Source organism: Pseudoalteromonas sp. KS88, from assembly GCF_004766475.1.
Classification (GTDB): Bacteria; Pseudomonadota; Gammaproteobacteria; order Enterobacterales; family Alteromonadaceae; genus Pseudoalteromonas.
In genome coordinates this window covers 22,394-40,091 of sequence record NZ_PYHV01000042.1, presented here as the reverse complement: position 1 = coordinate 40,091, position 17,698 = coordinate 22,394, and the positions used below count along the sequence as shown (strand labels likewise).

The 17,698-nt window shown below is 41.5% G+C and carries 27 protein-coding genes; 11 read left to right on the top strand and 16 right to left on the bottom strand.

The window, feature by feature from the left end; all coding sequences use genetic code 11:
* Positions 1-4: 4 nt before the first annotated feature.
* From pheS to C7Y70_RS20080, 3 genes are all read right to left on the bottom strand, one after another.
* On the bottom strand, positions 5-985 hold the full coding sequence (gene pheS / locus C7Y70_RS20090; protein WP_099295776.1) for a phenylalanine--tRNA ligase subunit alpha: 981 nt from the start codon (positions 983-985) through the stop codon (positions 5-7).
* A gap of 142 nt (positions 986-1,127) precedes the next feature.
* Positions 1,128-1,838 carry a DnaA inactivator Hda gene (gene hda, locus C7Y70_RS20085; protein WP_099295777.1) on the bottom strand — a complete coding sequence of 237 codons (711 nt, stop codon included), beginning with the start codon at positions 1,836-1,838 and terminating at the stop codon, positions 1,128-1,130.
* Positions 1,838-2,893: a DUF2066 domain-containing protein gene (locus tag C7Y70_RS20080; protein WP_135476779.1), complete on the bottom strand. Its 1,056-nt coding sequence runs from the start codon at positions 2,891-2,893 to the stop codon at positions 1,838-1,840. The genes hda and C7Y70_RS20080 overlap by 1 nt, the downstream gene beginning before the upstream one ends.
* 211 nt (positions 2,894-3,104) lie before the next feature.
* On the opposite strand from C7Y70_RS20080, the gene C7Y70_RS20075 reads away from it, so the two are divergent.
* On the top strand, positions 3,105-3,722 hold the full coding sequence (locus C7Y70_RS20075) for a LysE family translocator (protein WP_135476777.1): 618 nt from the start codon (positions 3,105-3,107) through the stop codon (positions 3,720-3,722).
* A 539-nt stretch (positions 3,723-4,261) separates the two neighbouring features.
* Here C7Y70_RS20075 and C7Y70_RS20070 read toward each other — a convergent pair.
* The 13 genes from C7Y70_RS20070 to C7Y70_RS20010 all read right to left on the bottom strand — a co-directional run bounded on the left by C7Y70_RS20070 (position 4,262) and on the right by C7Y70_RS20010 (position 12,417).
* On the bottom strand, positions 4,262-4,624 hold the full coding sequence (locus C7Y70_RS20070) for a Mor transcription activator family protein (protein WP_135476775.1): 363 nt from the start codon (positions 4,622-4,624) through the stop codon (positions 4,262-4,264).
* A complete protein-coding gene (locus C7Y70_RS20065; protein WP_135476773.1) occupies positions 4,617-5,102 on the bottom strand; it encodes a regulatory protein GemA in 486 nt (161 codons plus the stop codon). The genes C7Y70_RS20070 and C7Y70_RS20065 overlap by 8 nt, the downstream gene beginning before the upstream one ends.
* An 8-nt stretch (positions 5,103-5,110) precedes the next feature.
* On the bottom strand, positions 5,111-5,728 hold the full coding sequence (locus C7Y70_RS20060) for a DUF3164 family protein (protein WP_135476771.1): 618 nt from the start codon (positions 5,726-5,728) through the stop codon (positions 5,111-5,113).
* Positions 5,729-5,730: 2 nt separating this feature from the next.
* The gene (locus C7Y70_RS20055) at positions 5,731-6,411 is read right to left on the bottom strand and encodes a DUF2786 domain-containing protein (protein ID WP_135476769.1); all 681 of its coding nucleotides are present in this window, start codon (positions 6,409-6,411) and stop codon (positions 5,731-5,733) included.
* Positions 6,404-6,748 (bottom strand): hypothetical protein, encoded by a 345-nt coding sequence (locus tag C7Y70_RS20050; RefSeq protein WP_135476768.1) that lies wholly within the window; start codon positions 6,746-6,748, stop codon positions 6,404-6,406. Before C7Y70_RS20050 ends, C7Y70_RS20055 begins: the two co-directional genes overlap by 8 nt.
* Before the next feature lie 2 nt (positions 6,749-6,750).
* Positions 6,751-7,899, bottom strand: a complete 1,149-nt coding sequence (locus C7Y70_RS20045; RefSeq protein WP_135476766.1) for an AAA family ATPase — start codon at positions 7,897-7,899, stop codon at positions 6,751-6,753.
* Positions 7,900-7,902: 3 nt separating this feature from the next.
* Complete coding sequence (locus C7Y70_RS20040; protein ID WP_135476764.1) at positions 7,903-9,690, bottom strand: DDE-type integrase/transposase/recombinase; 1,788 nt, start codon at positions 9,688-9,690, stop codon at positions 7,903-7,905.
* A complete protein-coding gene (locus C7Y70_RS20035) occupies positions 9,687-10,616 on the bottom strand; it encodes a hypothetical protein (RefSeq protein WP_135476762.1) in 930 nt (309 codons plus the stop codon). Before C7Y70_RS20035 ends, C7Y70_RS20040 begins: the two co-directional genes overlap by 4 nt.
* Positions 10,617-10,622: 6 nt before the next feature.
* Positions 10,623-10,931 carry a hypothetical protein gene (locus C7Y70_RS20030; protein ID WP_135476760.1) on the bottom strand — a complete coding sequence of 103 codons (309 nt, stop codon included), beginning with the start codon at positions 10,929-10,931 and terminating at the stop codon, positions 10,623-10,625.
* Positions 10,928-11,170: a hypothetical protein gene (locus C7Y70_RS20025; RefSeq protein ID WP_135476758.1), complete on the bottom strand. Its 243-nt coding sequence runs from the start codon at positions 11,168-11,170 to the stop codon at positions 10,928-10,930. Before C7Y70_RS20025 ends, C7Y70_RS20030 begins: the two co-directional genes overlap by 4 nt.
* A gap of 11 nt (positions 11,171-11,181) precedes the next feature.
* Positions 11,182-11,709, bottom strand: a complete 528-nt coding sequence (locus C7Y70_RS20020; RefSeq protein ID WP_135476756.1) for a hypothetical protein — start codon at positions 11,707-11,709, stop codon at positions 11,182-11,184.
* Positions 11,702-12,073 carry a hypothetical protein gene (locus C7Y70_RS20015; RefSeq protein ID WP_135476754.1) on the bottom strand — a complete coding sequence of 124 codons (372 nt, stop codon included), beginning with the start codon at positions 12,071-12,073 and terminating at the stop codon, positions 11,702-11,704. Before C7Y70_RS20015 ends, C7Y70_RS20020 begins: the two co-directional genes overlap by 8 nt.
* Positions 12,074-12,144: 71 nt before the next feature.
* Positions 12,145-12,417, bottom strand: coding sequence for a helix-turn-helix transcriptional regulator (locus tag C7Y70_RS20010; protein WP_135476753.1), 273 nt, complete (start codon positions 12,415-12,417; stop codon positions 12,145-12,147).
* 160 nt (positions 12,418-12,577) lie between these two features.
* On the opposite strand from C7Y70_RS20010, the gene C7Y70_RS20005 reads away from it, so the two are divergent.
* The 10 genes from C7Y70_RS20005 to C7Y70_RS19960 all read left to right on the top strand — a co-directional run bounded on the left by C7Y70_RS20005 (position 12,578) and on the right by C7Y70_RS19960 (position 17,698).
* Positions 12,578-13,237, top strand: coding sequence for a S24 family peptidase (locus tag C7Y70_RS20005; protein ID WP_135476751.1), 660 nt, complete (start codon positions 12,578-12,580; stop codon positions 13,235-13,237).
* A 109-nt stretch (positions 13,238-13,346) separates the two neighbouring features.
* Positions 13,347-14,327 (top strand): hypothetical protein, encoded by a 981-nt coding sequence (locus C7Y70_RS20000; RefSeq protein ID WP_135476749.1) that lies wholly within the window; start codon positions 13,347-13,349, stop codon positions 14,325-14,327.
* Positions 14,324-14,818: a hypothetical protein gene (locus C7Y70_RS19995; protein ID WP_135476747.1), complete on the top strand. Its 495-nt coding sequence runs from the start codon at positions 14,324-14,326 to the stop codon at positions 14,816-14,818. Before C7Y70_RS20000 ends, C7Y70_RS19995 begins: the two co-directional genes overlap by 4 nt.
* Before the next feature lie 4 nt (positions 14,819-14,822).
* Positions 14,823-15,500 carry a hypothetical protein gene (locus C7Y70_RS19990; RefSeq protein WP_135476746.1) on the top strand — a complete coding sequence of 226 codons (678 nt, stop codon included), beginning with the start codon at positions 14,823-14,825 and terminating at the stop codon, positions 15,498-15,500.
* An 80-nt stretch (positions 15,501-15,580) separates the two neighbouring features.
* On the top strand, positions 15,581-16,189 hold the full coding sequence (locus C7Y70_RS19985) for a glycosyl hydrolase 108 family protein (protein WP_135476744.1): 609 nt from the start codon (positions 15,581-15,583) through the stop codon (positions 16,187-16,189).
* Positions 16,182-16,442, top strand: a complete 261-nt coding sequence (locus tag C7Y70_RS19980) for a hypothetical protein (protein ID WP_135476742.1) — start codon at positions 16,182-16,184, stop codon at positions 16,440-16,442. The genes C7Y70_RS19985 and C7Y70_RS19980 overlap by 8 nt, the downstream gene beginning before the upstream one ends.
* The gene (locus C7Y70_RS19975; RefSeq protein ID WP_135476740.1) at positions 16,435-16,875 is read left to right on the top strand and encodes a 3TM-type holin; all 441 of its coding nucleotides are present in this window, start codon (positions 16,435-16,437) and stop codon (positions 16,873-16,875) included. Before C7Y70_RS19980 ends, C7Y70_RS19975 begins: the two co-directional genes overlap by 8 nt.
* Positions 16,872-17,093 (top strand): TraR/DksA C4-type zinc finger protein, encoded by a 222-nt coding sequence (locus C7Y70_RS19970; protein WP_135476739.1) that lies wholly within the window; start codon positions 16,872-16,874, stop codon positions 17,091-17,093. Before C7Y70_RS19975 ends, C7Y70_RS19970 begins: the two co-directional genes overlap by 4 nt.
* 1 nt (position 17,094) lies before the next feature.
* A complete protein-coding gene (locus C7Y70_RS19965; RefSeq protein WP_135476737.1) occupies positions 17,095-17,406 on the top strand; it encodes a DUF2730 family protein in 312 nt (103 codons plus the stop codon).
* Positions 17,396-17,698, top strand: a complete 303-nt coding sequence (locus tag C7Y70_RS19960; protein ID WP_135476735.1) for a hypothetical protein — start codon at positions 17,396-17,398, stop codon at positions 17,696-17,698. Before C7Y70_RS19965 ends, C7Y70_RS19960 begins: the two co-directional genes overlap by 11 nt.

The following is a 17,698-nucleotide window of genomic DNA, read 5'->3' as shown; positions in this document are numbered from 1 at the left end:
ACTCTTAACGGAACTGGTTCAGGAATTTTAAATCGTTTTCGAAAAATGCACGTAAATCATTTACGCCATAGCGCAACATAGTTAAACGCTCTACACCCATACCAAAGGCAAAGCCGGTGTATTTTTCAGGGTCAATACCCACTGATTTAAGTACATTAGGGTGAACCATGCCACAACCTAATACTTCTAACCATTTCCCATTTTTACCCATCACATCTACTTCAGCCGACGGCTCTGTGAATGGGAAGTAAGATGGGCGGAAACGAATTTCCATATCTTCTTCAAAGAAGTTACGTAAGAAGTCGTGTAAAATACCTTTAAGCTCTGTGAAGCTCACATCTGTATCAACCATTAGGCCTTCAACCTGATGGAACATAGGTGTGTGTGTTTGGTCATAATCATTACGATAAACACGACCCGGAGAAATAATTCTCAGCGGTGGCTGCTCAGTTTCCATGGTACGTATTTGTACACCACTTGTTTGGGTGCGCAACACAAGCTTTGGATTGAAATAGAAGGTATCGTGATCAGCACGCGCTGGATGATGCTCAGGGATATTTAGCGCGTCAAAGTTATGAAAATCATCTTCAACTTCAGGGCCTGACTTAACTTCAAAACCAAGCTCACCAAAAAAGCTTTCAATACGCTCAATTGTACGTGTTACTGGGTGAAGGCCACCCGTAGGCATAACGCGCCCAGGTAGTGTTACATCAATTGTTTCTGCGGCTAGTTTTTCTTCAAGTGCTTTACTGGCAAGTAACTCACGCTTTTCGTTAATAGCGGCTTGTACATCTTGCTTTGCTTGATTGATAACTTGGCCGGCTTCTTTACGCTCTTCAGGCGCAATTTTACCAAGCGTTTTTAATAAACTGGTGATTTCGCCCTTTTTACCAAGATAATTAACCCTGATATCTTCAAGCTGCGCGATTTCATTGGCACTGGCAACTGCCTCAAGTGCTTGCGCTAATATATTTTCTAAGTTCATTCGATACCTGATCTTTCACAGAAGGTGATTACAATTTTGTTGACTAATGATAACTGAAAGCAAGGACTAGATTCTAGGCTTTATACTAATCTTATTGAATTCTTTCTGATTAACTTGCCTTGAATAGCGAGGAAATTACTATTTAAAGCTTTAATGCAGATTTTATAAAGGGAATAGTGAGTTTTCGCTGCGCGGCCATGGAAGCATGGTCGAGCTTATCCAGCACATCTAATAGCGCTCTCATGTCACGGCTTAAGCGAGTTAATAAAAAGCGAGCACACTCATCAGTAAGTTCAAGCCCCCGCATGTTTGCGCGCTTAACTAAGGCTTCAGCTTTATCATCATCACTCATAGAGCGAATTTGAAAAGTGGTACCCCACTTTAATCGCGACACTAAATCTGGAAGTGTAATATTAAGCATATCAGGCAATAAATCTGCAGTGACAACTAGGCATTTTTTCGGTTCACTAAAACGATTGAAAAAATTAAATAGTGCTTTTTCCCAAGCATCATTGCCTGCAACTAAATGAACATCATCTATGCACAACACATCGAGCGATTCGAGACCCTCAAGTACAATCGGACCAAAATCAATTACTTCACGCATAGATAGAAGCATGGTTGACAAACCTCGCTCTTGAGCATGAATACAGGTGGCATAAAGTAAGTGTGATTTACCAGAATCACCCAGACCACAGAGATATGTGTATTGGAAAGAAGTTGCTAAAGTATTGAACGCACTTTTAAGATGACTAACCTCAAGTGAGTTTTCACCACCAAAATATGAGGCAAATGTTTCATCATCTGGCAGCGTAACTGGCAGTGCCATTTGCACTGGCTCAACTGCCTTCATTATTTACCAACCCAGATATATTCAAGATTGTTTTGTGAGGTAATATGATAAAAAGCACGCGGATCAACAAATGCTTCAAAAGCACGATCAAGCTCTAGCGCTTTTTTAAAATCTTTAACAGAACCGGTATGGCTAACTTCAAAATAGATTGTTTCTTTATCCCTAGAGCGAATAACTAAATCAGTTACAACACTTAAGCTCTCCAAACGTCGTTTTGCTAACTCAATGTCAACAAAGCTCTGTGTTCCCTTAAGTTTAAAGATAGCTCTCGTTAAGCTATTTACTGAGCTAGGATCAACAGCATATTCCGCAGCTAATCCTGCGGCTAAGGTATCAATCATCAATGCGATAGTTTGCTGCTTATCCCCTGTTAAGCGATTAGCTTCAAATAAATCATCATTTGTAAAACGCCAATCAAGCACCCAATTATCATTACTCTCAGGCTTGTAAAGTCTAGCGGTAATACTTCTTTCTGCTGTGTATCGGCTTGATGCCTGCTCTACAGGCTCAGAGAAATTCCCCCACACCTCAGGAATACCAACAATAGCTCTATCTTGAAGGTCAAGTAAGGGCACAACAACCGGCAAACCTCTTCGCGCAGCAGTGTCGTAAATAAGTTGCTCTAATTGTGGATAGCTCTCTTGTGTAACGAGCTCTCTACGCCAGTTATCTTCAATTGCTAACCAAATAGCCACTAAGGGACGACGAGTTCCCCAAAGTGGTAAATTTAACTCTTTGATTAATGCGTTGATCTTATTTGCTTCAAATTTAACAACTAATTTAAGCGTCCCATCCGCTTTTTCATCATATTCAAACTTAAGCATGTAGTCAGATATATCTTTACTACGTTGTTTTGCAAGTGCGTTTTGATCAGCATTTGGATCACCACTGACCTTCACCAAAACATTCAATAGTGCAGCACGGCTTGCTGATAAGCGCGCATCTCGGGATTTATCTTCAACTTTGAGTATATCTTGATACAGATCGGTTACTTCTACAGCTTTGATTGAATAACTGAAGAATATAGCAGTAAGTAAAATTAATAATCTAGACACAGGCCATTAGTTCTTGGTTTTAAACTAAATCGATCCTAATTCAAAGCACCGCACAAAGCAAAAATATATTCAAAATACCATTCAACATGAACTTAATTATAACTGTTACGCATTAAATTTTTATTTATCCCTATAAACATACGTGATTTCTTGTTCAAGAGAGTAAGTTCTTGATATTGTTTAAGCCTAATAATATGCAATGAGTAATTTGATGTTTGATTTAGCAATACTGGCAGTATTTATACCTACATTCTTTTTTGTATCAATCACACCAGGTATGTGTATGACACTTGCAATGACACTCGGCATGAGTATTGGCGTAAGACGAACCATGTGGATGATGATAGGTGAGTTACTTGGAGTAGCTTTAGTAGCTATTGCTGCAGTATTAGGCGTAGCAAGTGTTATGCTTAATTACCCACAAGCATTTGCAATCTTAAAATGGGTTGGCGGTGCATATCTAGTCTTTGTAGGCATAATCATGTGGCGAGACAAAGCTAAGCTCGATTTAAATGATCAACAAAAGAGTAAAGTTAGCCGTAAAGAATTATTTAGCCAAGGCTTAGTGACTGCTATAGCTAACCCAAAGGGCTGGGCTTTTATGATTTCGTTACTGCCCCCTTTTATTAATATTGACTATGCTATTGCACCTCAACTGAGTATTTTAGTTACCGTAATACTTGTTAGTGAATTTGTATGTATGATGGCATATGCAACTGGCGGTAAAAGCTTACGCATATTTTTAAGTCGCGGCGATAATGTAAAATTTATGAACGCAATCGCTGGCAGCTTAATGATAGCAGTAGGGATATGGTTAGCTGTTGGATAAAAAAGGTCAAAGGTCAAAGGTCAAAGGTCAAAGGTCAAAGGTCAAAGGTCAAAGGTCAAAGGTCAAAGGTCAAAGGTCAAAAATAATAGCCCATGCTTTGAGCCATGCAACTTTTAATTTTGCGAGTTTCGAGTTTCGAGTTTCGAGTTTCGAGTTTCGAGTTTCGAGTTTATCAAATTGGAATCCAGCTCATTAAAAGAGGCAAGCTGATCTAAGGAGTAGACAGGGCTCTGAGGGTCCGTGGTGTTCTTTAATCCGTGGGTGTCAGATACTCAACCCGCGCTACGTTGTATAATTTGACGCTGTGCAGCTGATAGCNNAGCTCTAATTTTATTTCAGACAAAAAAAACCCGTCACATTGCTGTAACGGGTTTCTCTTATTGATCCAACCTACAATAACTAAACAGTGTTTGCGCGATAAGTGTGGGAATATTTGAAATTATACGGGAATAACCGAGACAGTATATTAAAAGGTGTTTCAAATAGTGAAAGTGATAAAAGCGGCCTAAAAATTTGCGCCGCTTTTTTGTTGAAGAAAATTAAGTATCGTTTTGATCGTCAAACAAGTCGCCTTGAACTTCAGCGCGTTTGAGTTTTACCATTGTTCGCACAACTTCATATATCCATTGAATTGAGCAATCATACTTTTTAGATAACTCATGATGATTGTTACCTCTAAAGTCATTCCAAATTTGGTTGCTTAAAATAATAGAATCAAGCGTTCGGCCTTTACATACATATACCAGCTCACCACCAAAAGTGTGCCTAATCGTATCCACTACATTAACAGCTAAATCAAAAGCAGCTTGCTCCCCAATTGAGGGTTTTGTGCCTTCAGATACTAACTCTAATATAGTTAAAAGCATGCCGTCTGCTCGTTGAGTTGCGCTGTTCTCAGCCATTAGCTAACTCCTCTTGTTTAACCAAACGCTGATACCATTTTTTAAGCTGCTCTATTAATAGTATAAGAACACTATCATCAAGCCACTCTAAACGTTCAACAGCTACGCCACGGTTAAAGCGCTTAGCTTGGTTTTTGCTCCAGGTTAAAAGTGCCTGCTCTGAGCCATCACGTAAATAACCACCATGCGCCATTTCAATCCAGGTCTGACGCAGTTTATCTAAAGGTGTCTTTTCGCCTGGTGCTCTATCGCGCGAGATAGGGCTATTACGACCCTTACCTCGCTTTTTAGATACGGGTTTAAAGCCTTTGGACTTCATGTGTTCAAGTACGCGATCTAATTCTGGAACAGTCATTTCTTTACAGCTGCATTTGCTCGTTAGCGTCTCTAAGATTGAACGGTATAACTCGTCATCCCAAGCCAGCTGAGTTTTAGCAATATGTATCAATTGAATGTAACGAGATTTAGATAATCGCATTACGCCCCCTAAAGTGACTTACTAACTAAAGGAATTTGCACCCATGCGCCCAAATCATTACGCTCATAAAAACGTACATAGGTTTTTGTTGAGCTAAAAATAATGGCATCATCCAATGCTTTCATTGCATCAGCCCATTCATCTGAATCATGGCTAAAACGGTGCTTACTGCGCAGGTTCATGATCTTAGCTTTGCTATATTTACCATCGCTATCAGTCGCAAAGGTATCTTGCACTATCGCCTTTAAAAGCTTTGCTTCATCACCCAGCAAATCAAGCTGCTCATTCACCACACCATCAATCAACTCTTTAGCTACAATGATCTCAGGCCCAAAGCTCATATCATCAGCAACGCCGAGCTTTACACACTTACGATTATCATAAGACGATAAAGTCACGTTACCTTTCTTACCGCCAATTTCAACGTTGTAACTCTTAGCCATTTCGGCTACAAAGTCGTTAACGCGCGTAAAGCAACGGCGCTTAAAATCATCATGCGCTGCGCTTAACTGCTTAGCCTCCTGCAACAAGTCACCCACTAGCGTATGCTGTGCTTTATCGTTATCTGAAATCTTATCCATTGGCACTTTAAAGCCACGCGCATTTACTAAAAATTCTTGTTCCATGATCAACCTCTACTTAAACGTTTTTGTTGTGATTGCCCGTTCACAGGGCGATGAATTGATTGGCTCGTACCGCGTGCATAACCCTCGCTTTTAGCATCTTTGGTATTTGCCTTTTTTCCGCGCGTCATTGGCTTTGTACTGGTTAAATTGGGGTAATGTTTAGCAATGTAGGCATCAACAAATCCGCTTTGTTTTTCAGTCAAAGCAAACTCTTCAACAACGTGATAAACCCCATTAACCCAACCCTCTGCATATCTATCGCCTCGCGCCACTTTCGTTGCACGCTTACATTGCTTTGGCTGCGATTTAACATAAGTACTTCTATCAAGCTTTAACTTCACCCAAAGCACCTCATAGCAATAGGCCGCTAATTCAGGCTGTGGCGTTATTCCTATAAAGGTGGCACAAGTTGGCGTGAACAAACCGCGCTTCATAACAGCCTTAACACCAAACGCATGTTCAATCAGCACAAGTAACAAAGCGTGATAACTAACAATGCGCGTTCCCTCTATTGGGTGATCATGCTCACTCACACAGCTCAACCCAATATCAGCATCAGTCACCTGATATTTACGCATTAACCCCTGAGCCGCCCGCATTGCTGCGGCCGCCTCATGTTCATTGGTTGCGCTTTTAGCCAAAGCTAAACACTGCTTAATTTTATTTAAAATGCGGTTATCCATGACGTTCAATCACCGCTTGCACTTGATGAAAACTATTGCCCTTGCACTTAGGGCATAACCTTTCACCAACCCCTAAAGGCATATTGAACGTTTCGCCAACCCAACCACAGCCAACCGTTAAACACTGCATTCCGCCAGCTTGATTAATTGCCACCACCTCACGTTGACCAAATATGTGATCCCAGTTCTTTACTGGCGCATTAACTGCCTTAGCTAATAAAGTTTGCATAGCGCCATCGTCAGCTAATATCAATTGGGCCTGTGCTTTAGAAACCGTTAAGGTCTTACTCACTTTTACCTGAGCCATGCCCGTTAATTGAATTTGTACTTGTTCCATGCTCACACCTTATGAACCATTTTTTCTGTGATTTTTTGCTCACCAATATTGGCCGCCACATTCATCACTTTATTAACCCATGTATTAATATGCAGCGGAAAAGACCGATCCATATCTTCATCATCAAACGCCATCCCGTGCTTAATTTTTCCGTAGCACTTACCTCGAATAGCGCCCATTGCATCCTCTGTAAAAATGTCGTCCGCGTTCACACCAATGCGTTTAAATTTATGGCGAATATAAGCAGGAACATGCAAACCAAGCGGCAGCATTTTTATTTGATTACAACGCCAGGTAAACTCACGCACATTTTGCCCGCCTAACTTTTTGCTAAGCTCCGTTTGGCCAATTAATACAATGCCCATCACACGCCTAAAGCCATGAGTTAGCTCCCAAATACGCTTTAGTAGTTTGATCACATCAGCGCTTAAATCATGAGCTTCATCAATAATCATCAAGTGCAAATGGCCGTTATTGGCACTTTCAATTAATGCCTCTTCAACTGCTGCATCACGTTCCTCAGCACTTGGGCGGTGCTTGATCTGCAATGCTCTACAAATTGCACTACTAATCGATTCAGCTGTAATTTTGCGACGATCTAAACGCGCGGGTTGTATTAAAATAACCTCGGGGTTTTCTTGTTGAACACGATGCGTAAAAGCACGGCGAATAATTGTTTTACCACTGCCACATTCACCAATAAGCGCCGTCATACTTCCTGCACTCGCAGCGCTTAGCATTTCTTCTAAAATCAAACGGTGGTTATCAACTAAAAACACATCGTCTTCACAGGTGATCTCATTTTCAAATGGGTCATGACGTAATTTAAAAAAGCGTTTTGCATGCATACTTAACATTTCAGGCTCCGGGTCTTCATAGTCAGGTTTATTAATAATGGGCGCTTGCTGCTCACACCAACCCCACAACTTATTTAGCTGCTCTGAGCTTGCGCCCTGGTCGTGTAAATACGCCTCTATGTGTTTTTGAATAGCCGCCTTATCATAGGTTTTAGGCCATTCGCCTTGCCGCTTAACACGGCTTAAACTTGCTGTACTAAAGGTTATGCCTTTATGTCTCAGCGCTTTTACTACTTGTGCTTGCTTAACTCCGAGCTGCTCAAACACCTGGCTAAGCTTTGTTATTTTCGCCACTTATTACCTCGCAATTTTTAGCACTGGCGCATGGCTTACACCCCGGTGCAGTTCCTCCACAATGTCATTCACTTGAGTGTCAACAACATCACCTAAACCAGCTATGTAATCTAACTCCATAGGTCGTAAGTTCCGGCCCAGGCGATTAGCCAGCAAAATACGTAAATCCAAACTTTCTAAAACATTCCCCTTACGTTTAGCGGCCTCAGTTACTTGCGCCGTGATAGCAGAATCAGGCGTGATCACTTCTCCTTGAGGCGCTAGGTGGGTTTCATGTTTAATATCTTTTAAATGACTGTGTGCGTTTAAAGCACCATTAAAAGGAGCGGCTTTAGTTTTCTTAGCGCGCTTAATTTCACTCTCGGTGGCATCTTCTCCAAACGCTAATTTGTCTGCGGCTTTACCACTGGTTTGAGCTGCGGTATCACTATGGCGTGCTATCTTTTCGCCTATCACAGGGGCATCTAACCTAAAGCCACTTTCATCAGTGATCACAGGTTCTACTTGATGATAAATAGCCTCGTTAAATTCATTACTCACCCCCACTAAAATTGCATGGCTATCATTCACAATCACAGGGCCAACCGTTACTTTCATACCGTTGCGAATATTGGCTAAATCACTTAAATCATATTCAATGCTTTTCTTCGCTACAGGGTGGCGATAACTAATCGTTAAATCTCCCGCAACCTTGCGGGTTTCATCTTGTTTAGTGAGTAATAAACGGCATATTTGTAAATCAGGCAACGCGCGTAAAAATTGGCGGTTCTCTGCTTTATAGATATGTTTCCATACATCAAGGCGTGGTTGTTTATGGCGGTGATGGCGGCAATTCATGCCTGGCACAACATTGGCGTTAAATGCCTCTTGCCATGCCCATGCAGCGGCATTTAACTCAGCCACACTATCAACAGGCTCAAACAAAATACGGCTTTCAAACTGGGTTTCTACAATGTCATTGGCTTTTTCAACAGCCCCTTTTGCACGCGGGTTGCCAGCTTCATGAGGGATATTTTCAACGTTCAGCGCCTTTAAAACATTCTTAATTGCTTTGGCACCATTCGCGCTGCCTTTATCCCACATCAACACTTGTGGAACACCATGAATTGGGCTGCTGTCGTGCTGTTGCCAACACCACATTAAAAACTCAAACATATTCGCTTGGGTTTCGCCTGCTGCTTCAAAGTAAAATAAGCGTATAGCGCCGCTATAGTGATCAACCAACACATAACGCCACACCCTAAAGTTTTTAACCTTTTCAAGGTTGTCAGGTTTATTGGCGTAAAAGTCTGCATCATTCATAAAAGTTTGACGTTTACCTGGCTTACCCGGAGGGTAATACAACAAGCAATAACTAGGGTCAGTTTGATGAACATGATTAGGGCCAAGGCTACGTAATTGCACATGTGGCGTAGCACGGTCTAAATCATTTACTGACGCATTACGCTGGGCAAGTACACGGCATATCTGGCTATGGCTTAAGCATTCATAACCATTGGCAATTAACATGCTACGTGCAGTGGTTACGTTCATAACGCGCTTACCATTTTCACGTACACCTTGGTTTAAAATAGCCACCAACATATTCACGGTATCGTCTGTAAGTGCAGTCGTTCCTGCATCACTACGGCGTTGTTTGCCTGAACTAAACCCCGCTTTTTTAAGAGCGCGGTAAAACGCATCTTTACTTAAACCTAATGCATTACACGCTTGCTCACGTATTTGGCTTTTTTTACCGTGGCCTGCGCTTTGTAATTGCTCGCCCCAATATTCAATGGTTAAGCTGCTCATAGATCCCCCGCGTTATCAAAACCCAGTTCTGCTAAAAACTCGCCCGATGGTTTAGCACTCGCCTGAAAGTGTCCCCAATGGTTTTCTATGGTGTTCCAGCTCAAGGCCATCTGCTCAACAAGCAATTTGTTGTCAGCGTAAAACGCAGCAATGCAGGCATCTTTTGCACGGTCATCCATATCAACAAATTGCAATTGCTCGTGCAGGCTCATAACTTGATTTAACGATTCATGCATTTGGTTATGCACTTTGTGTAGGCTGGTAAAAAAGTCGCGAACCTCGTTTTGCCATTTATTAGGGCTAAACTTTTTTTGGTGCAGCTGCTCTTTAATGTTTTGCATTTCTACCGCGTTTTTACTCGACAACTCGCGGTTTGCTCTTAGCATTGCATCACTGGCATGCAGCTCTTCTTTAAGGGTGGCAGTCTCTTTTTTATGCTTGGCTTTTAGCTCTTCAATTAAATCTTTAACCGCTTCTTTGTCGCCCACTTCAACCGCTTCAGACTCAATAACAAGCGCCTGTTCATCGTTAGAAAGTTGACGCAAAGCACGCAAGTCACGGTAGCCCAGTTTCATTTGCTGGGCCTGTTCAAAAAACTCTTCTCCAAAACGGTGAAGGTTATTCAATTTTTCATCTACATGCTGTTGGCTACTACCTAAAATCGATTTGCAGCACTCACCCCAATTACTGACCGTCAGTAACTTTCCATCAGGATCGGTGTACGTTAAACCCTTGTATGCCTTAGATTCCTTTATTTCATTAAGGATCTTTAATTCACTGACCGTCAGTAATTTTGCAGCAAAGTTAAATGCCTGAGCTTGGCCAAGCTTTAGCAGCACATCTTGCTTAGATGCTAAAATGTCTTTGCCTTGCACAATCGCTTTTTCTTGTGCAGGGGTAATATCAACTAATTCATTTTTTGCCATGGTGTTCTACCTCAACACGTTATAGTTATTGGCTTCAGTTTGCAGCTGACGCAGCGCCGTTCTAAAGTTGTTCTCAACGGTATTGCTTATCTGCACTAAGCTTTTATGCAAGCGCCAACGTTTAGCATTACCGGGTAATCGCTCAGCAAATCCGCCATGTTCTAAATTAGTTAGAATGCGGGTAATGTCTGCGCCGCTCGTATTTAATGCTTGGGCTAACTTGCCAGGCTCTACACCATCAATTTCATGGCCTGCCATCAGCTCAATTGTTTTTAAAACGCGCTGCACCTGAGCGCTTAAATACTTTTCGCTCATGCTGTTTGTGCCTCGGCAACAGCGTCCATTTCATCAACACAGTGCGGGCACACTGGCGAGAGCGTTGTGCCACTAGTAATCACCTTGCGCCAACCAACAAAATTAGCCGCATATAGCCACTCACTTGGGGCCATAGCTTTAGATGATTGCTCACTTTTACGGCAGCACGCACACGCGATTTTGGGTAAATTTTCGTCGTTTTGTTGAAAATCAGATAGATCTAGGTCTTTGAGTTGCATGATTGTCATCCTTAATGTTGGCTTAGTTCGTCTTCGTCGTCGGGGGCTAGATCAAAGCTGGTTTGAGGTTCGTCGAGCTTTTCAACTTCTAGCTTTTGGTAGGCTAAGTCTTGCATCAGTAGCACAATTTGATCGGCCACATACTCGCAGTTGCCATTACCTTCTTCTAGCTGCATGATCAAACCAATAACTTGATTAGCAAATTGGTTAAGATGGGTAAGAGAAGCATGGCTTGGCTTTTTGCCTTTAGGCATATCAATAATTAATTTGTCTAGGCTATGGGCCATATACATTAATGGGTATACGCGGCCAGTGGCAGCCATAAATGGAATAAGTAAACTGGCTGGCATATCGCCGCTACCTAAACGCTTATAAAGCATATCGGTACTCATACCACAGCGATCAGCAATACGCGGCACTGACATTTGTTTAGCTTGTTGTGCATGCTCCTTACAAAGCTGTAAAGATTCATTCAAGCTGCGTGGCACTATCCGTGACCAAGCACGACGACGTGGCTTAACCGCAGTACGTTTATTCATAGCGGCCCCCTAATGCAATTTGCGCATTCCAAAAATAAACACTTTTTGGAACTTCCAATGCACAGGTTAATTTCACTAAGCTCTTAGCAACCAAATCACTAAGGCTTAAATTATGAATACTCAAATTGCTCACTTTAACCAAAGCCAATTTAGCAACCTGCTGTACTGGCTTGGTATTAACAGCTTGCCCATCATTAAGCCCAGAGCGCGTGTAAGCGCCTATCAATTGCGTAAGCTGCTGCTCAGCTTGTGTAACCAAACTCACGCTAAGCGCATTGCCACGGTGCAAACCTTGGCTGCTGGTAAGTGCCCGGTGCTGGCTTTGATTGTTTGGCGTTGTCATGAAAATAAACTTCGTGTTCATTGTCATACTCCCGTTTTATCCGTTACTGAATTAGTTATGCGCTGGCTATTAAGCCCAGCAATAATTAGCAATCAAGAGGCTAATAACTGTTTAAGTTCTTCAACGCCTTGCTGGCGAAGTGCCCCCTTTAAAAGCTTAGGGCGAGAGTACGATTCAACATCAGGGAAAATTTCTTTAACGGGTTTATCAATGAGTTTAGAAATGGCATCAGCAACGCGGCGAGATTGAGTATGGCCACAAACCACACCCGATACAGTGGCAAGATTTACGCCCAAAGCATCAGCAAGCATAGACAAGCTGTAACCTTTGAGCTTAATAGCTTGTTTTATTTCTTGTGCTTTCATAGTACATTACCTTTTTGTAATTAATCCTTTTATGTAGTTTTGGCGAACAGAGCATAAAAGGGTTTAGTTAAGATTCGAGCAAAGTATAGGTTTTAAATATCGAACCTGTCAACACTTTAGGTGCTATATTTTGAACTTTTTGAAATTGGAAAGAGAAAGATTGGGATTACTTCAAAAGGATTTATTAGAACCTGTAGGTGTGAATAAAGGCACCATTATTCGCTGGGAGTCAGGCAGTTCAATACCTTCAGATAAATTGGCTGAGTTTGCAAAACTAGGGTTCGATATATCATACGTAGTAACTGGTGTTCGTACAGGAAGTGTAAAAAAAGATACTTCCACTGAAGAAGTACGCACACCAGTACAGCATTTAAGTATAAATGAGGCTAATTTTTTACCGCCAAATCTATTTTATGTGCCAGTTGTTGATGTAGAAGCGTCAGCGGGCCACGGCGCTATTGTTATTAGTGAAGAATATACTGATAAGAGCATGGTGTTTGATTGCCAATGGCTATCTAAACGCAACTTAAATAAGAGTAACTTGGTGGTTATAACAGCCAAGGGTGACAGCATGCACCCAACCATTATAAGCGGCGAGTCGCTAGTGGTAGATACATCACCATTAGATAACTTTGTAGATGGTATTTATGTAATAGACTTAGACAGTCACCTACTTGTAAAACGCCTACAAAGGCAATTTACAGGCGGTATTAAAATACTGTCAGACAACCCAGCCTACGAGGCTCAACTCGTACCACAAGAAAGCTTAGATCAACTACACATAGTTGGCCGAGTTGTGTGGATGGGGAAAGATTTGTAATAAAAATTAAATTCAAATTCTTTGAATTAATAATATAAATAAGCAAGGATGCGGCCTACCAAACGAATACTCCCAACCTTGCCAATAATAAAAATAGATAGGAAAAACAATGGATTTAAAAAGCTCCGATTATAGAAATAAAAAGCTTTATTACCGTCGTGCTCAATGGGATGGAAAAGTAAAAAGAACACTTGAGTCTTTAATTACAGAAGCTCATAAAAGCTTTCCTACTGTAGGAGAAAGAACATTTATTAAGTCTACTGGTGAAGTTAGGTGCGCAAGTGACAAGGTCGATAAAGGCATATATTTGCATATTGCAGGTTATAAACCAGGCGAGTCCACCTCAACGATAGACGTTGATAAAGGGTTATCAGAGTCCAGTGTTTATACCGAAACACCGCCAACAGGTAAAGACTATTTAGACGGTGATATTTTTGCATATGTGACAGGAAATCATGTGCTTTTTTGCACCTCAGGCCTAAGAGAAGGTAATTTAAGATATTATTTACAAAAGATAATTGGCCGCTTAGGGCATATAGAAATTGAGAAATCTTTTTCGCTAATGAAAGTAGCAAATACAGATAAGATTGCTATGATTCAAAAAGAAGGCGTTAAAGAGATTAAGCTAAATGTTTCACTTTATGAAGCGAGTTTAGTGCATGCAAATAAAAAAGCGAATGAGCCTTCAGGTATATGTGCAACAGTGGCAAATGAGCTAAAAGCTATATTCAGTAATGATCCAAAACTTAGTCAGATCAGTGAACTTGAAAACCTCAATGTCGGTTTGTCGATCTCTTTTGATGGTGCAAGTGCAAGGAAAAATACTAAAAAAGTAGATTTTGGAGAAAATGGAAAATTAAGATTGTTAAAAACTGCTGAAGCGTTAATTAGAGATTGCGATCCAGATTCAGATGAAGACGAATTTGTAATTATAACAAATAAGCGAAACGAAATAAGAGCAAGTGAAATTAATATCACTTCACCTGTTAAAATCCGAAAGCATGGGAAATCAGTCTCAAAAATTGGTGCTTGGGAAAATTTAAGAGCGTATTATAATGGCTTAAAGGAACTAGGGAGTTTAAGTAAATGAATACAGGCTTGGATAGAAACAAAAAGATGCTAGGAGTCTGTTTGACTCTATGGGGCATTCTTTTTTCTTATCTAGGTCAACCGTTGATACACGGCAATCAGGACGCTGTTAATATTATCGTCACTGTATTTTCAATACTCGCTGGTTTTCTTGTAGCGGTAATCACTTTAGTTGGAGATCCTAAATCACTACCTACTGGAAGTTGGCGTGCGGCAGAGCTGGGCTCTGTTCTAACATACAATCGGTTAGTGAGAAAAAAATGGTTATTTAATGCCTATTTAATAACTCTATTACTAATATTTATTACTGTTTTATTAAAAGGTAAATTTCCGACCTTAGTAATTGCCTTAGAATATGTATATGTTTTTTTCGCAAGTATCGCATGTGTTTTGTCATTTAAGCTCCCATCGGCTCTATTAGATTTACAAACTGAACGTATTGAAAATGAAATAAATGAACGGCGTAAATCTGAAAATATAACGGATGATTAGATAAATGACCGAGCCACCTAAAAACTTAACGGAACAAATTAACAACGATACAGTTTTAGCAAGCTGTAAGAAAACACTGATAATTCTTTCATCAATTCTATTAGCGCTAACTTTCTCTGGTGCAAAGATTACTGAAGCTAATACCTTTATTTTTAAAATAACTTTTACGAACCCAGTAGGTTTAAGCTCATTACTGTTATTAGCTATTGGTTACTTGCTTATTCGTTACAATTCCTTGTCACATTTATATGTTGAAAGCTTTCAGAAACAATGGTCAGAGAAGGTAGTCAGCAATAGTTTTTATCGAAACTACGATCATCATAATGATGTTGTGAGTGGATTTATACCTGACTTGTTTAAACCTTATGTAGATCTTAATAACGAAAGAATTAAAAGCGAAAGCCATGACTTTGTTGAATACGATTTAAAAACTCAACTTTTTTTCAATGCTTATTTTTATTTGACCATTCACGATGAGTCTGGTCCAAGTGAACCTGTAAAAATTTACTTATTTAGCTCTAAAAGTAAGTTCAAGTATTTGGCTGCGACCAGTCTAATCTCCTATTATTGGCTAATTGAACAATTTCGCCGTCGTGAATTTTTAGAATTATACAGCCCTATGTTTATAGGGTTTATTGCTGTTTTTTGTAGTGTTTGGTCAAGACTTAACCCCTCTATATAATTTTTAATCCAGTTTAAAATTCACTCCACCTAAAACTTGGCACTCTGGCGCAAACCTTAACGGGATTGCTGGAGTGCCGAGTGCGTTTAACCCTAACCCCATTACCCAATTTAAGCTGTTTTAATCAGCGCCCCGAAGTACAAGCCGCACTTGCGCCGTACTCGCTAAAGTTTGCACATTGCATATTGCCCATTCTTTATTTAGAAGGTGGCCTACGTGCTGATGGTGGCTTAAATGACGTAGCAAGCGATCGTGGTGGCTTAACCAAATACGGTATTAGCCAACGCGCATACCCCACTGTAGATATAAAAAACCTTACCATTGCCCACGCGATACGGCTTTACCACCGCGATTACTGGCGTGCCATGTACTGCGAGCAGCTTGATGATGGCGTTGATTTACTCACTTTAGACGGCGCTATAAACCATGGCAGCTTTGCCATGAGCCAAGTACTGCAACGTGCAAGCGGTGCAAAAGCTGATGGCCGTATTGGCCCTAACACCTTAAAGGCAGTAAGCAGCTGCGCCCCACAAAGTTTAGTTGCCCGCCTTAGCGTAAACCGTGGCCGTAAGTACGCCCGTATTTGCACTAATGATGCCAGCCAAAAGCCCAACCTTGAAGGCTGGTTTAATCGCCTAGCCCATATAAGCGAATACGCCTTTGCTGAGCTTTGGGGGCAACATGGGTAAAAACTGGGAGTGGTCATTAAAAAAAGGCAAAGAGCAGCGCATAAAATTGGAGGTTGATGCACGGATGCACGGCCTGCCTTTTAACCCTAACAACATCCCCTTGCATAGCCATTGCGGCACTATGCAAAGCCACTTTAACAAAGGCTGGTGCTCTGTCAGTGCGATAGACATTGAGCTTAGAGTCAATGGCAACCGCGATTACCAACATGCCCGCCAACAGCTGCATAAACGCTTTGGAGGCCAGCATGGCTAATTGGTTTAACTTAGTCGCCCCAGTTACCAAGCTGGTTGATGATCTCTTTACGAGTGACGAAGAGCGCCAAATTGTTACCAACGAACTCAAGCGCATTGAGAACACCGCACACAGTAAGGTGCTTGAGCTTGAGGGCAAAGTTGTTGAGCTACAAGGGCAAGTGCTCGCCGCCCAATCACAAATCATTACCGCAGAGGCCAAAGGCGAAAGCTGGCTACAGCGTAATTGGCGGCCCATTACCATGCTGACTTTTTTGATTTTGATCTGCCTTGATTCCTTTGGCGTGCTGGCGTTTCGCTTATCTGAGCAAGCATGGGACTTACTGCAATTAGGTATAGGCGGTTATGTGATTGGCCGCACCGTTGAGAAAGCCGCACCAGGCGTTAAGCACGCTTTAAATAACGTTATTGAAAAAGTAAGGAAACCACGTTGAGTAAATTAGACGATGCGCAAAAAATTGAGCAGCACCTGTTAGATGCCGCGCTATCACTGCACCACGAACAAGCAAACAAACCAGGGGCAGCATTTGAGCACTGCCAAGAGTGCGGTATTGATATACCCGCAGCACGGCGTAAAGCGGTTAAAAACTGTAGTACCTGCGTTGAATGCCAGTCACTTATTGAAATTCAACAACAGCATTACAGGGCTTAGCATGGACTTTATTTTAGAGTGGTACAAAGCCTTTTTAACCGTTGGTGTTGCCATCGTTGGGGCCGCTGCATTGGCTTGGCTACGCAGTACTTTTGTCACTAAAACAACCCACGAAAAGTTAGAGCAACGTTTATCTGTTGTTGAAAGTACGATAGAAGAAATGCCCAGCTCTAAAGATATTCACGATCTTGATAAGCGCTTAGTTGAAGTGAGCACAAAAATAGATGGGTTAAACCCACAGCTTACCGACATTAAACGCCTAACCGATCTACTAATGGAAAACGAACTAAGAGGAACCCGCAATGGCGATTAATCAAATTATTGCTGAACACTCGCGCCTTTGTATTTTGCGGGCGTTGAACGAACAACCTGGCTACGACTTAAACGACAGTATTATTTGCGATATTTTAAAATCGTACTCGCTCAAATGTGGCCGCGATGAACTACACACTCACCTCAGCTGGCTTGAACGTAACGGCTACGTAACGATTGAAAAAATAGGCCAAAGCTCCACATGGGTAAGCACTATTACGCCCAGTGGCATTGATGTGGCTGAAGGCACAATTGTTGTTCCAGGCATTAAACGCCCAAGCCCTCGGGGGTAA

Bases quoted from the DNA above. Each gene is read 5' to 3' on its own strand.
- pheS (WP_099295776.1), bottom strand. From the start codon at position 985: ATGAACTTAGAAAATATATTAGCGCAAGCACTTGAGGCAGTTGCCAGT.
- hda (WP_099295777.1), bottom strand. From the start codon at position 1,838: ATGAAGGCAGTTGAGCCAGTGCAAATGGCACTGCCAGTTACGCTGCCA.
- C7Y70_RS20075 (WP_135476777.1), top strand. From the start codon at position 3,105: ATGTTTGATTTAGCAATACTGGCAGTATTTATACCTACATTCTTTTTT.
- C7Y70_RS20070 (WP_135476775.1), bottom strand. From the start codon at position 4,624: ATGGCTGAGAACAGCGCAACTCAACGAGCAGACGGCATGCTTTTAACT.
- C7Y70_RS20065 (WP_135476773.1), bottom strand. From the start codon at position 5,102: ATGCGATTATCTAAATCTCGTTACATTCAATTGATACATATTGCTAAA.
- C7Y70_RS20060 (WP_135476771.1), bottom strand. From the start codon at position 5,728: ATGGAACAAGAATTTTTAGTAAATGCGCGTGGCTTTAAAGTGCCAATG.
- C7Y70_RS20055 (WP_135476769.1), bottom strand. From the start codon at position 6,411: ATGGATAACCGCATTTTAAATAAAATTAAGCAGTGTTTAGCTTTGGCT.
- C7Y70_RS20050 (WP_135476768.1), bottom strand. From the start codon at position 6,748: ATGGAACAAGTACAAATTCAATTAACGGGCATGGCTCAGGTAAAAGTG.
- C7Y70_RS20040 (WP_135476764.1), bottom strand. From the start codon at position 9,690: ATGAGCAGCTTAACCATTGAATATTGGGGCGAGCAATTACAAAGCGCA.
- C7Y70_RS20035 (WP_135476762.1), bottom strand. From the start codon at position 10,616: ATGGCAAAAAATGAATTAGTTGATATTACCCCTGCACAAGAAAAAGCG.
- C7Y70_RS20030 (WP_135476760.1), bottom strand. From the start codon at position 10,931: ATGAGCGAAAAGTATTTAAGCGCTCAGGTGCAGCGCGTTTTAAAAACA.
- C7Y70_RS20025 (WP_135476758.1), bottom strand. From the start codon at position 11,170: ATGCAACTCAAAGACCTAGATCTATCTGATTTTCAACAAAACGACGAA.
- C7Y70_RS20020 (WP_135476756.1), bottom strand. From the start codon at position 11,709: ATGAATAAACGTACTGCGGTTAAGCCACGTCGTCGTGCTTGGTCACGG.
- C7Y70_RS20015 (WP_135476754.1), bottom strand. From the start codon at position 12,073: ATGAACACGAAGTTTATTTTCATGACAACGCCAAACAATCAAAGCCAG.
- C7Y70_RS20010 (WP_135476753.1), bottom strand. From the start codon at position 12,417: ATGAAAGCACAAGAAATAAAACAAGCTATTAAGCTCAAAGGTTACAGC.
- C7Y70_RS20000 (WP_135476749.1), top strand. From the start codon at position 13,347: ATGGATTTAAAAAGCTCCGATTATAGAAATAAAAAGCTTTATTACCGT.
- C7Y70_RS19995 (WP_135476747.1), top strand. From the start codon at position 14,324: ATGAATACAGGCTTGGATAGAAACAAAAAGATGCTAGGAGTCTGTTTG.
- C7Y70_RS19990 (WP_135476746.1), top strand. From the start codon at position 14,823: ATGACCGAGCCACCTAAAAACTTAACGGAACAAATTAACAACGATACA.
- C7Y70_RS19980 (WP_135476742.1), top strand. From the start codon at position 16,182: ATGGGTAAAAACTGGGAGTGGTCATTAAAAAAAGGCAAAGAGCAGCGC.
- C7Y70_RS19975 (WP_135476740.1), top strand. From the start codon at position 16,435: ATGGCTAATTGGTTTAACTTAGTCGCCCCAGTTACCAAGCTGGTTGAT.
- C7Y70_RS19965 (WP_135476737.1), top strand. From the start codon at position 17,095: ATGGACTTTATTTTAGAGTGGTACAAAGCCTTTTTAACCGTTGGTGTT.
- C7Y70_RS19960 (WP_135476735.1), top strand. From the start codon at position 17,396: ATGGCGATTAATCAAATTATTGCTGAACACTCGCGCCTTTGTATTTTG.